The organism is Aeromonas sp. S13(2024) (assembly GCF_041402405.1).
Taxonomy (GTDB): Bacteria; Pseudomonadota; Gammaproteobacteria; order Enterobacterales; family Aeromonadaceae; genus Aeromonas; species Aeromonas veronii.
This window is the reverse complement of the sequence record NZ_JBGLRA010000001.1, coordinates 676,413-689,491: the sequence shown is the minus strand read 5'-3', so window position 1 is coordinate 689,491 and position 13,079 is coordinate 676,413. Positions and strand designations below refer to the sequence as shown.

At 60.6% G+C, this 13,079-nt stretch carries 9 protein-coding genes; 2 read left to right on the top strand and 7 right to left on the bottom strand.

All coding sequences use genetic code 11. The annotated features are described in order from the left end of the window. Nucleotides 1-361: 361 nt before the first annotated feature. Nucleotides 362-3,568: an alpha-amylase family glycosyl hydrolase gene (locus ACB042_RS03045; protein ID WP_371177756.1), complete on the bottom strand. Its 3,207-nt coding sequence runs from the start codon at nt 3,566-3,568 to the stop codon at nt 362-364. A gap of 330 nt (nt 3,569-3,898) precedes the next feature. Here ACB042_RS03045 and xseA point away from each other — a divergent pair, with 330 nt between their 5' ends. Beyond that, entirely contained in the window at nt 3,899-5,272 is a 1,374-nt protein-coding gene (gene xseA / locus ACB042_RS03040; protein WP_371177829.1) for an exodeoxyribonuclease VII large subunit, read from the top strand. 67 nt (nt 5,273-5,339) lie between these two features. Continuing rightward, nucleotides 5,340-6,514, top strand: a protein-coding gene (locus ACB042_RS03035) for an IS3 family transposase (protein WP_371177828.1) whose coding sequence is annotated in 2 segments (ribosomal slippage) — nt 5,340-5,607 and nt 5,607-6,514 — 1,176 coding nt in all. Because the reading frame shifts where the segments join, the coding sequence is not laid out codon by codon here. A 132-nt stretch (nt 6,515-6,646) separates the two neighbouring features. On the opposite strand, the gene ACB042_RS03030 is transcribed toward ACB042_RS03035, so the two are convergent. The 6 genes from ACB042_RS03030 to ACB042_RS03005 all read right to left on the bottom strand — a co-directional run bounded on the left by ACB042_RS03030 (nt 6,647) and on the right by ACB042_RS03005 (nt 12,896). Next, nucleotides 6,647-7,648 carry a glycosyltransferase family 4 protein gene (locus ACB042_RS03030; protein WP_371177755.1) on the bottom strand — a complete coding sequence of 334 codons (1,002 nt, stop codon included), beginning with the start codon at nt 7,646-7,648 and terminating at the stop codon, nt 6,647-6,649. 80 nt (nt 7,649-7,728) lie between these two features. Continuing rightward, nucleotides 7,729-9,219, bottom strand: a complete 1,491-nt coding sequence (locus ACB042_RS03025) for a SpoIIE family protein phosphatase (RefSeq protein ID WP_371177754.1) — start codon at nt 9,217-9,219, stop codon at nt 7,729-7,731. Between the two features lie 23 nt (nt 9,220-9,242). Next, nucleotides 9,243-9,911 (bottom strand): tyrosine-protein kinase family protein, encoded by a 669-nt coding sequence (locus ACB042_RS03020; protein ID WP_042083492.1) that lies wholly within the window; start codon nt 9,909-9,911, stop codon nt 9,243-9,245. A gap of 1 nt (nt 9,912) precedes the next feature. Next, complete coding sequence (locus ACB042_RS03015; protein ID WP_005360128.1) at nt 9,913-12,018, bottom strand: SLBB domain-containing protein; 2,106 nt, start codon at nt 12,016-12,018, stop codon at nt 9,913-9,915. Between the two features lie 18 nt (nt 12,019-12,036). Beyond that, nucleotides 12,037-12,453 (bottom strand): hypothetical protein, encoded by a 417-nt coding sequence (locus tag ACB042_RS03010; protein ID WP_005351415.1) that lies wholly within the window; start codon nt 12,451-12,453, stop codon nt 12,037-12,039. Next, nucleotides 12,450-12,896: an STAS domain-containing protein gene (locus tag ACB042_RS03005; RefSeq protein ID WP_235690387.1), complete on the bottom strand. Its 447-nt coding sequence runs from the start codon at nt 12,894-12,896 to the stop codon at nt 12,450-12,452. The genes ACB042_RS03010 and ACB042_RS03005 overlap by 4 nt, the downstream gene beginning before the upstream one ends. Between the last annotated feature and the right edge of the window lie 183 nt (nt 12,897-13,079).

The window sequence follows — 13,079 nt, the reverse complement described above, 5'->3', positions numbered from 1 at the left end:
TTTGACCAGCCACACTGAAGGCAGCTCGCCATCTCCCCTTTTAAAGCCCGTTATTAAGTTGATCATGTTGATATGGTGCCACATGGCAGCATGAATCATACTCGTCACAGGAGGGGCATAGGGTGGATACGGCATATTTCTCCAAAGTGGGTTCCTGCTGCCAATGTCGATGATGCGCACCACTTTGGGGCGCAAGCACCATAACAGAGCAAGCTACCCTCGGATGCCGCTTGCTCCCAAGCGATGTCGACGCTACTGCTTATTGCCTTCCCCGTCTGGTCCATCTCCCTCGTTCCCTTGATATGCGGCATAAAAAAGTCGGCCCCAAGGCCGACTCGCTGCACACTGTGACAGGCTTTCCTTATTTGAGATATTTACCGTCAACGCCCACCTTGCCCGGGCCGTTCAGTACCCAGACCCGTGCCGAATAGGCGGACACCGCAAAGCTCAGACTGCCGTTGCTGACGTTCTGACTCGCGCCGGTCACCGCATCCGTATAGGTGCCGTTCTTCAGGCCGCTCAGGTTTATTTGCTGGGCCGAATTGGCCGCGAGGCCCACGGCAGCGTAGCTGCCTTGAGCGCTCAGGTCACGCACGAAGCTGATGCCGCTGCCCCACTCGTTCACCTGGCTCATGGGCGCCTTCTGCAGGGCGGGCACCGCCTTGCGGATCTGGTTCAGGCGCTTTATGTGCTGGTAGAGCGGGTGGCTCGGAGTGGCCGGGTTGTCCAGCACCTCCCCGTAGTAGGCACGACCAGTCTGATCCACCGTCATGGTGGCCCCGTCGATATCCTGAGGCTTGCCCGCCTGGAACATCACCTCTTCCCCATAGTAGAGGGTCGGGATGCCCCGCGCCGTCCAGAGCAGGTTGTAGATCATGGCCGCATTGCCCTCTTGCCCGCCGTAGCGGTACTTGAAGTCGTTGTCCGGCCCCACGTCATGGTTCTGGAAGAAGGTGATGAGCTTGGTGGCATCCCCATAGACCCAGTCCATGGCAAAGATCCCGCCCACCCCGCCAAAGCTCCCCCGGGTGACGTTGTCACGGAAGGTGGAGAAGAGGGAGAAGTCCAGCACAGAGAGGCCGGAATCTCCCCCTGCCCGGGGATCCGCCGGGTTCGGCGTGGTGCGGGTATACCACCAGGGACGGATCACCGCCGAGGCATTGTCGTTGGCCAGCTCAGAGCCCCAGCCGGTGCCCTTGACCAGGTTTTCGCCAAAGACGAACAACCCCGGCTTGTGGGCCTGCCAGTCGTGGACATAGGTCAGCAGCTCGTCCCGCTCGATGTGCTTCAAGGTATCGATGCGAATGGCGTCAACCCCCATGTCGAGGTACTGGCGGATGGCGCCGTTGAGGTAATCCTTGACGTTCTGGTTGCCGGTGGCGAGATCGATGCAATCCCCCGCCATGTGTTTGCGCTGCAGGGCGAGCGGGCTCTCCCAGTCACCGCCTGACATGAAACCGTCCAGGTGATACCAGGCGGGATCCAGGGTCTGGGCGTCGATGCCGAAGAAGCGGTTGGGATTGTAGCCAGCACTCGGCACGGTGGCGCCCGTCTTGGGGTCCACCAGGGGCTGGGTGCCCGCCGGATCGGACTGGCAGCGGGCCTTGTACCAGTCGGGTGCCACCGGGTTGTCGTCGTCACAGCGGTTGGCGCTGGCGTAGTCCCCGAGGTTGCCCTGATAGGGGCCGTTGTTGATGAGCCCTTGGCTCGACCCCGCCGGTACGTAGTATTTGACGGGCAGGCGATCGATCCAGGTCTTGCCGCGCAGGCCGTACTGGCTCGAGTGGTTGAGCACCACATCCTGGATCACCTTGAGCCCCTTGGCATGGGCCGCCTGGATGAACTCCCGGTAACCCGCCCCCGGCGACTCCAGACGGGGATCGACCCGGTAGAAGTCGTAGGCGTGGTAGCCGTGGTAGTCGAGGCCGGAGCGGTTCTCCACCGGTGGCGTCACCCAGATGGCGGTGAAGCCGAGATCCTTGATGTAGTCGAGCTTGGCGATCAAGCCCTTGAAGTCGCCGCGCCAATGGGGCTCCCCCGCCTTGTAGCGATCCCGGTTATGGTAGTTGTTGCTGGCATCGCCATCATAGAAGCGGGCGGTCAGCAGGAAGTAGATGCTCTCGGCACGAAAATCGCCGCTCGCCACCCCCTGCTCGCCGATACGGTACTCGAAGCGCTGCTCGCGCTGATTGCCGCTGGCGTCAATGGCAAGGGTGCGGATCACCAGATCGGTGCCGCTCCCCTTGTCGCTCGCCACCAGGGGCTGGCCTGCATAGCGGGCCGACGCCGTGGTGGGCTGGCTGCCGTCCGTGGTGAAATGCACGGCGGGGGCGCTGTCCTGATCGTCGCTCACCCCCAGGGTTATGGACTGGCTGTCCAGATAACTCCCCGGCGCCGGGGTGGCCGTCACCGTGGGTGCCTGCAGATCGGCCCCGGCCAGCATCTCCACCTCGATGGCCTTGCGCAGGCTGTCAAAGCAGATGCGATAGCGGGTGTTGGCGCTAACCAGGTAATCCTGGGCCGGATACGCCTCGGTCCAGTCCCCCTTGTGGTCAATCTTGAAGCGGGGGTTGTTACTGCCAAAGGCCTGCTCGGTACAGAAGGTGGTACCATCCTCGCTGGTCATGGGGGTGAGCCCCCAGTTGTTGGTCGTGCCCCGGAAGTGCCAGCTGTCGCTGCTCTGTCCTGCCCCGACCACCACGCTCACGCTGCTGCTGCCCTTGGCGCCCTGATCGTCGGTGACCGTGAGGCCATAGGTGAAGGTGCCGGTCTGGGTGGTACTGACGACAATGCTCTCCGTGGTCTCGCCGCTGCTCCACAGATAGCTCGTGATCTGGCCGTCGGGATCCGTAGAGTCGCTGCCGCTCAAGGTCAGTGACGCCCCCTGGGTCACATTCACCGTGCCCCCCGGGGTGATGACCGCGAGCGGCGGCTGGTTGTCATCCCCAAGGGGGGTGATGCTGTAGACCAGGGTCTGGTCGTTGACCTGGATGCGCACCGTACCCACGGTGCTCCAGAAGATGTCGCCGCCACTTTTCTCCAGCACGCCGTCGCCGTTGCTGTCGCCAAAGTTGACGGCCCAGTCGCCAGCCTGATCAAACTTGAGGCGCTGGCTCGCCTTGCCATCCATGTAGGCTTCCACCTGCCACAGGTGATCCCCTACCAGAGTCATGGGGAGGCTGGCCCAGCCGTTGAAGGTGCCGCGTACGTTGAGCTGCGGCAAGGTGCTGGCAAACCCCGAGGCCTCGCAACTGGCCACCGCCGTCGCGCTCACCGCCTGAGTGCTGGCGTTGATGCGGATCTGGTACGCCGTGTTGGCATTGACCCCGTAGTCGGCCGCCGGGTAGCTCTGCTGCCAGTTGCCGTACCTGTCTATCTTGAAGCGCGGGCCGCCGCTGGCATCCCCGCTCACGAAGCGCTGGCAGGTATCAAAATTGACGCCGTCCGTCGACGTCATGGCGGTCGCCGCCCATCCATTCGCGGTGCCCCGGAAGAACCACTCCGCCGCCGACGTCGGCGCCGTGATCAGGGTTCCCAACAATCCGGCCGCGAGTATCCATCTAGCCATTGATAGTCCTTTATTTTCATTGTTTTGTGTGTGATGCCGGTGTGCCCCGGCATGCCCCCATCCGCTACAGTCCCGCCTTCGGATGAGCCCGATCAGTCTAGAGTCCCCCATAACCAATTCATGGCGAATGCGCGCAAAATGTGACCACCATCGACTTCGCTATTGGCTGTATGTGATTGATAGCGCTTTCATTTCCATGCAACACCGATTTACGGGGAGGAGTAACCAACCTGATCCATTGACTCGGCGGACGGGGTGAAGTGGGGTAAGATGGCGACATTGTTTCTCTCCTCCGCCTTCGCTGGCGAGGAACCGTGCGCAGGAACCGCCTTGAACTACCGCAACGAACCGAGTCAAAGCAGACAACATCAGGTCTTTACCGTCACCCGCCTCAACAGCGCCGTGCGCATGATCCTGGAGCAGGATCTCGGGCTGGTGTGGCTGACCGGCGAGCTCTCCAATCTGGCGATGCCAAGCTCCGGCCACTGGTACTTCTCCCTCAAGGACATGTCGGCGCAGGTGCGCTGCGCCATGTTCAAGGGCAACAACCGGCGGGTGGCCTTCCGCCCGCAGGATGGCATGCAGGTGCTGGTGCAGGCGCGGGTCTCCCTCTATGAGCCGCGCGGCGACTACCAGCTGATCATCGAGTCGATGCAGCCGGCGGGCGACGGCGTATTGGCCCTGCGTTTTGAAGAGCTCAAGCGCCGCCTCGGCGCCGAGGGGCTGTTTGACGAAAGCCGCAAGCGGCCGCTGCCCCGTGAGCCGCGGGCGGTGGGCCTTATCACCTCAGCCACCGGCGCCGCCTTGCACGATATGCTGACGGTGCTCAAACGGCGTGCGCCGGATCTGCCGGTCTTTATCTACCCGACTCAGGTACAGGGGAGCGCCGCCATCAGCCAGATCGTCGCGACGATCGCCAAAGCGAACCAGCGCGCCGAGGTGGATGTGCTGATCGTCGGGCGGGGTGGCGGGTCACTTGAAGATCTCTGGTGCTTCAACGAAGAGGCGGTGGCGCGCGCCATTGCCCACTCCGCCATACCTGTGGTGAGCGCGGTGGGCCACGAGGTGGATGTCACCATCAGCGACTTTGCCGCCGACTTGCGCGCCCCTACCCCGTCGGCCGCCGCCGAGCTGGTGGCGCCGGACAATCAGGCCCGCATCCAGCGCCTCGCCCACCTCAAGCAGCGACTGCTGCAGGCGATGAGTCGCCAACAGACCGCCGCCCGCCACGATTTCATCCTGCTGCAAAAGCGGCTCGACCATCAGGATCCGAAGCGGCGGCTGGAACAGCAATCCCAGCGCCTCGACGAACTCTCCACCCGTTTGCAGCAACTGCTGCGCCAGCGGCTGCATCAGGGTGAGCGGCGCCTCACCAACCTTGAACTGCGCCTGCAGGGCAAGAGCCCGGAGCGCTTGCTGGCAGCTGGCAAGCGCCGCCACCAGCTGGCCGAGGAGCGGCTTCATGCCCTGATTGCCAAGCGGCAAGACCTTGCTAGTCACCGCCTCGCCATGCTCACCGCCCGCCTCGACGGGGTAAGCCCGCTCGCCACTCTGGGGCGCGGCTACTCCATCACCCGCACTGCGCGCGGAGAAGTCATCAGCCGCGCCGATCAGGCCAACTGTGGCGACCAGCTCATCACCACCCTGGCGCAAGGGAGCCTGCAGGTGCGGGTCGAGGGGATCGTCAAGGACTCTGCGCAGTAGATCGGCTGCATTGTAGTGGTCTAATCATCCCGGACACCATTTTAGGTGGTACAGTCACCACCATGACCTGAGGTGTTCAACGACAAGATTACGTCGCTCATTTACTGCCGAATTCAAACTCGAAGCCGCATCCTTGGTGCTCGACCAAGGATATTCTGTCCCTGAAGCCAGCCGTTCACTGGATGTCGGTGAAACCGTACTGCGCCGCTGGGTTCAGCAACTGCAATCCGAACGCTGTGGTACAACCCCCATCGGAAAAGCACTGACTCCGGAGCAGCAGAAAATTCAGGAGCTGGAAGCCCGCATCAACCGGCTCGAACGTGAGAAGGGCATTCTAAAAAAGGCTACTGCTCTCTTGATGGCGGACGAGTTCACACGTACGCGCTGATAGACCGATTAAGGGAGCAAGCCCCCATCACTCTGGTCTGCTGCGCTTTCGATGTTCCCACCTCCTGTTTTTACGATTATCTGGCTCGCAGGCGGACGATTAACCGTGAACGTATGCAACAGCGCTGTGAGTTGCGCCGTTTGTTCAAAGCGAGCCGGAACTCAGCGGGCAGCCGCGCCTTGATGTCGATGATGCGGGAGTTGGGGTATCAGATTGGTCGATTCAAAGTACGTAACCTGATGAAGGAAGCCGGTCTGGTATCCAAGCAACCGGGCGCTCATCGCTATCAGGTGGCACAGTCTGAACGACCGGACATACCCAATCTGCTGGCCCGCGAATTTGATGTCCAGCAACCCAATCAGGTGTGGTGTGGCGATATCACCTACGTCTGGGCCGGTGGTCGCTGGCATTACCTGGCAGCGGTGCTTGACCTGCACACTCGGCGGGTCGTGGGCTGGGCGATGTCTGATAAACCTGATGCAGCACTGGCCATCAAAGCATTGGAGATGGCCTATCAGCAGCGGGGTTGCCCATCCGGTGTGCTATTTCACTCTGACCAGGGCAGCCAATATGGCAGTAGGGCATTTCGGCAACGAGTGTGGCGCTATCGCATGACCCAGAGCATGAGTCGGCGTGGCAACTGCTGGGATAACGCCCCGATGGAACGGTTGTTCAGAAGCCTGAAGTCAGAGTGGCTCCCGGCTATGGGATATATGAGCTTGCGAGAGGCGAAGCGGGATATCAGTTACTACCTGATGGATTACTACAACTGGCGGCGTCCACATCAACACAATGACGGGATACCGCCAGCAAAAGCCGAAGATCGGCCTAACCAAGTGTCCGGATTTAGTTGACCACTACACCCCCGTGCAACACATAATTGGGACATAGCCCTAAATAAGCTAGGAAATCCTTATTTATACAGCCCAAGCACATAAAAAAACGAGTAGCATGCGGCCACTCGTTTTGACAAGTTTCTCCGTGATTCAGGCGCCGTAGACGGCCAGAATATCGGTCACCCTGTTGTTGACGCTGTACCCGCGGGCTATGGTGTTGCGCGCCGCCTGACTCATTTTGCTGCGCACCGCCCCATCGCTGCGCAGCCAGTAGTTGACCAGCTCCGCCATATCCCGCACATGGCCGGGCTCCACCAACCAGCCATTGGATTTATGGTCGATCAGATTGACCAGGCCCCCCACCGCAAAGGTACAGACAGGTATGCCGTGAGCCATCGCCTCCAGGGCCACCAGCGGCAACCCTTCAAAGCGGGAGGTGATGCAGAGCAGGTCGATGTTGTGCCACTCATTGGCCATGTTCTGGAAACCATGAAGCTGGACGCGATCACCATACTGCTGCAACAAGCCGCTTTTCATGGGGCCATCCCCGTAGAGATGAAACGCCCCATCCGGGCAGAAGGCAGCCAGCTGGCAGAACGCCTCCGGCCCCTTTTCCGGCGAGAGGCGGCCGACAAAGGCAATCCGGTTGCCAGTTACCGTAGCCGGCGTCGCAGGCATGGGGACAAAGTTGCTGATCACCGTGCTTGGCACAGGCAATTTGCGAGCGATGGGCTCGCTCACTGCAATACACTTCGCAAAACGCGCTGTGGTGCGATCCAGCCAGCTGTAAAACTTCAGCAAACCCTCCCCGTCATCCCCACTGTGAAAAGTCGAGACCACCGATTTACCGGTGAACCAGGCCGTCAGCCGCCCCAGCACCCCGGCCTTGTAGCCGTGGGTATGGATCAGCACAGAGGCAGGTTGGCGGGCCAGACGGCGCATAAAATCGCGGCTGTTTTGGCACACCTCGTAGGGCAAGCCCTGTTGTTTGAGCAGGGTCGTAAAGGGGGTCATACCATGGTTGCTCACCAGCACTATGGTGGGGCGAAATCCCCTGGCCAGCAGATCGTTGGCCAAGTGGATAATGTGAACTTCTATTCCACCGACCTGACGCGCATCGATGGCCAGCCAGATCTGTTGCATGGGTAACATAAGGCCCTCCTCCCGTGGCTCCATGCCACCTGAAATGAGGCGCTGCATAGAGCGGGCCAGTCAGGCAAAGAGGGGCAGGATCAGGCGCCGGGACAGGCGACCAGCAAGAGGGTCATGTCATCGAGGGCGGCATCATTGATGCGTTCATCAAACCAGCTGGCAATGCGATGAGCCAGTTGCTCAAGACCGGGCCCCGAAGTCAGGCAGATCTCTTTTAGCTGCGACTCCCAGCGCTGGCGCTCTGCGGCATCACGGCTATCGAGCAGACCGTCGGTCCAGAACAGCAGGATCTCGCCGGGCTTGAGCTGACGCTCATTGGTAACGAAGTGGGGATCCGGGCGCAAACCGGGCAAGGGGCCGGTCACGCCGACCTGACGGATGGTACCGGGCCCAACCAGCCAGGGCGCCGGGTGGCCCGCGCTGGCCCACTGCACCCGCCCCTCGTTGCCGAGCTCAATACAGAGGGTGGTGAGCAGGGTAGCCCCCAATAACGGATCACTGTGAACCGCATTGGACAAGATGGTCAGCAAGCGGGCGGGGGCACGCTCCAGATCGTGCGCCGTCAGCAAGCCACGCAGATAACCGGCATAGGCATGGGCAAAAAACTTGGCTTCCGCATCGTGGCCCATCACATCTCCGAGCCACAGCACCCGATCCTTGACCAGCAGAAAGTCCCCGCCCCCCACGGTGGCCGCGCGGGTTTGCAACGCCAGCTGGTATCCCCCTATGGAGGTGGCGGACAATAACGGGCGCAGCGCCGAGGTCATGCGCTGATCCAGCTGCTCGCCCCATTGCGACTTGAGCTGCTGCGAGCGTTGCAGCACCCGCGAAACCGCCAGCAACAGGTCCTGCTTGGTGATGGGTTTGACCAGAAAGTCATCGATCCCCAGTGCCCCCGCCCGACTCTGGGTCCACTGATCCTGATGACCGGTCAGGAAGATAAAGGGCACCCCCTTCATATTGGGATCCTTCATCAACTGCTGGCGCAGGCCAAAGCCATCGATCCCCTCCATCTCGATATCGGAGAGCACCAGCGCGGGGGGTTGCTTTCCGAGCGCCAGCAGGGCGGCATGGGAGTCGGCATAACTTTCAACCCGATAGTGCTCATGGAGATAGGCGGTGAGCAGGGCACGCATCACCTTGTCATCGTCGATCACCGCGATCACCGGCAGCTGGTTGACCGGGCCCTGCTGGCGAAGGGTCACGCGATTGCGATCACCGTCGCGAAAGAAGTGCACCTCGGCAAACAGCTGGTGCACCAGCGCCAGCCCGTATCCCCCCTCCTGCAGCTCATCGGGTAACGGCGCACTGGCAAGACCGGGTTGCGGGCCGCCATCATCCTCCAGTATCAGACGCAAACCCGTTTCATCCTCTTTCAGCGTGAGCCAGAGCCGGGTCGCGGGAGGGACTGTGTGTTTGACGCTATTGGTGGCCAGCTCACTGAAACAGAGCAGCCAGTTGGCTTGATCCTTTGGGGAGACCTGAAACAGGGAGAGCCCCTGTGCCAGCCGGTTGCGCAGTTCGCGCACCGACTGCAGGGTTGCCGGAGCAGATCGCAACCAGTCATCCATATCGGGCCTCCATCAGCGGGCGATCAGATCCGGAAATTGAGCAAGGCGCTGCGCCGGCACCAGCGCTTGAGCCATTCGGTCACCCTGTTACTGGGCAGCCGGTTGAGCTCGCGCAGGATCTCGCTGGCCAGCCCCGGGTTGAGCTTGTCGTTATAGACAGCGCCAATCAGATTGGCCTCGGCACGGGTCAGTTTATCCACCGCACTTTGTACCACGGTCGTCGGTGTCACTCCCGCCAGCACCACCAGCAGTGCCCCTTCACAGGCCCCGCACACCTGATCGGCCGGAATATTGCCCCGATTGAGGGCGGTGAGCGGTGAGGTATCGAAGATCACCACATCGTAATGTTCGAGCCAACGAACCAGCAGCTGACGCAAGGTATCCTTGTTGCGAAAAGCCATCAGATCCTTGCCCGGCGCCGGGAGCAGCGACAAGGAGCGGCCAGTGGCCACAGGCTCGGGCACATCATTGGGCCCCCAGGCAACAGCTGGGGCGCGGCCGGGGTGATAGAGATTGAGATCCACCAGCAGGGTGCGCAGCCCATCCGCTTCCGAGCGCCTTGCCAGCGCATCGCAGATGGAGCTCACCCCCTCTCCCCCTTCCGACGAGGTGACCGCCAGCGAGCGGATCCCCCGGGCGACCGTCGCCGCGTAGAGGGATTCGAGCTCCAGATATTGAATGGGGATGCTCATATCAAAGCGTCCCGACCAGGGCCACCACCGAGATCGTGGTCAGAATGTCGCGCATGCCATCCATGAAAATGGCCCAGTTGCTGCTCTTGCTGTCAGGGATAAAGACGGTGTCCCCTGCGCGCAGCACCGGTAACTGGCTAAAGTCGGGCTCTTTGGCAAAGCCGTCGAGATCGAAGCTGCGGGCCTGATCCCCCTGACCACTGGTGGCCATGTTGATCACCACAATCTTCTTGATATAGGCGCTGCTGGTCGGGCCCCCCGCCTCGGCCAGCAGATCCAGCAGGGTCATGGAGGAGTCAAAACGGTAGCGACCGGGGCGGGCGATCGCCCCCAGCACCCGAATGGTGTTCTCCTTCGGCTCATCGAGCCAGGGGCGATTCTTCTCCGGCAGGTAGATGGAGTCGCCGGGCAGCACCTTGGGCAGCAAGGTTTCATCGCCGGTTTCAAAGTAGAGGGCAAGGTCGAGCTTGCTGACCCGCGCAGTGCTGCCACTACGATGGGCGATGCGCACATTGCGCAGATCCGCCGCCGCAGTCGGGCCATCAGCGGCCGACAGGATGTCGATAAAGCCCATCTGCTCATTGAAGGCATAGCGACCGGGGGCCCCGACCTGACCGAAGATATAGATTGAACTGTCCGGTGACTGGCGCACCCACTGGGACTTGTTGTCACTGGGATCGGTGGGCAGCTCGGGGATCATGATGGTGAATCCGGCCCGGATCTTCGGCAGGCTGGCGAGCGCCCCGCCCTGATGGAGGAACTTGTCGAGATCAAACAGGGTTGGCGTGGCCTGCCCCCCTTCGGCGGTCAGGATCTGCACCTTGGCGATATCGGCCCGCTCGTTGGGGCCACCGGCGTGGGCGATCAGATCCAGCAGCGACATCTCGTCAGACCATTCATAGCGGCCCGGGATCCGCACCGCCCCCATCACCATCACAGCCCGCCCGGGGGCCACTTTCAACCAGGACTTCTCGTTGATATCGGTCTTTTCCGGCACAAAGATGGCGTCACCGGGTTTGACTTGGGGCAGCGCCTTTTGCATCCCTTCGGTATAGGCCTGCAAGTCGATGGGTTCGATCGTACCATCGGTGCGCAGCAAACGGATCTGGCGACTCTCGGCATAGCGGGTCGGGCCACCGGCATTGGCCAGAATATCGAGGAAGGAGTCCCCTTCCCGCCCCTCATAGGCGCCGGGTTTGAACACCTCGCCCATGATGTAGATGGTGCGTGCCCCCCGTTTTATCTGCTCTTCATCCTTGGGCACGAAGATGGTGGCGCCCGGCGCCAGATTGGGCAGCAGCTTGTTGTTGCCGGAGTCGAGATAGGCTTTGAGATCGAACAGTTCGGGGGCATCACCATTGATCACCCGGATCCGCTCCACCCCGGCAAAACGGGTCACCCCACCGGCTCGCATCAGCAGATCCACGATGGAGTTGCCACTCTTGAAACTGAAGGCGCCGGGACTGTTGACCTCGCCAAACACCTTGATCGCCTTGCCGGTATCGCCATCCCCGCCTGCCGCCAGGGTTGCCGCATCAAAATCTATTTGCACGTTGCCGATCAGCGGAGAGGCGGGTACGAACACCACATCAAGGGATTGCAATGGCGGCAACACGCTGGCATCGCCGGTATCGAGATAACGTTTGTAGTCGAAGCTAGAGACCGTGCTGCCACGCCGCACCTGCATATTGTTGAGCTGGGCACCGGGCACCAGACCGCCAGCGGCATCGAGGGCCATCTGCACGTTGCCATCGGGCGCCAGATCATAACTGCCGGGTTTTTTGACATAGCCCATCACGCTGATCAGCAGCCGCTTCTCCAGCAAGGTGACGGTCAATTGAGAGAGGTTGTTGTAAACAGGTTTGAGGGCGGTGCGGATCAGCTCATCCGCCTGTTGCAGGGTCTTCCCCCCCACCACGACGTTTCCAACTTCAGGCAGTGCAATCTCCCCCTGCTTGTTGATCTGGAAAGGCTGATCAAAAGCAGGCTCACCGGGTTGCACTATGGCCAACCGATCACCGGGAGCCAACAAGGTGGAGGCCAGTAACGGGCAGGTGAACAACAGCAAGAGAACACAGATCAATCCTTCGAGAGCGCCCCGTTTCATAGACATCCTTTTCGTCTGTTACGTCTGCCCCCATTGGCGTAAGGGGAGCCCTGACCAATCAGCACGACAGCCATCCGCTGTTGTCTGTTGCAGCCGCAAACGTACTTGTTGTAGTGATTGTGCCAACACGGTCTGACGCCAGGCTACATCCGACCAGAGCCGTCCGTGCATATCCCGTTCGATATCAATACGTTGAGATTGTAGTCGTTTCAACTCGGCAGGCATACACCCCTGCAGACTCGCTTGCTTTAATTCCGTCAGCTGCAAGTCGAGTTCCTTCTGACGCTCATCATAACGAGACCAGACCCGCCGTTCATCCTCATTGACCGGAATACGGGTGGGTCTTGCCTCTGCCATGCCGCCATACCCCTCCGGCGGCCACTGCGCACAACCCGACAGCAGAATAGACGAGAGCAGGATACCAAAGCGTTTCATGATGCAGCGGCCATCATGCCACGGGAACGCATATAGGCCTTGATGCTCTCATGGCAGGGGATCACCCGGTCGATATGCAGCATCTCCAGCAGGTCATGAGGTTGACCGGGTCCACAGACAAGGGCCATCTGATGCCCGTTCATAATCAATCTTTTATAGAGAAATACCAAGGCTCCGATCCCCGACGAGTCGATAAAATGAACATCGCTGATATCGGCCAGGATATCTCCCGGGTGGGTCGAGAGGGTTTCAAACAACGGGCGGAGCTCACTGACGGCCATCGCGTCAAACTCGTTTTCCAGTACCACTACCTGGATATCATTAAGGGTGTAAGTCATGCTTTCCATCGCTAGCTCCTTGTCGATTCTCAGACTATTTGCTGTCACGGCATTCAGCACGCTGCAAATGTTATGCCGGGCACTGCCACGGCTCTTGTTCTCCAAATGATACTCTTTGCGCCTTATTCGCCAACACCCACTCCTCGTTTTGATTGCCAAATTGCAATTAACCTCCCCCGCACGTTGCAAACTGCAATTCACCTTGGCCGAGATCGCCCGATAACAGGCTAAATGACTGATAATTCAAGCCCATTAGACCGGGCCCGATTATTGCTTACCTTTGGACAC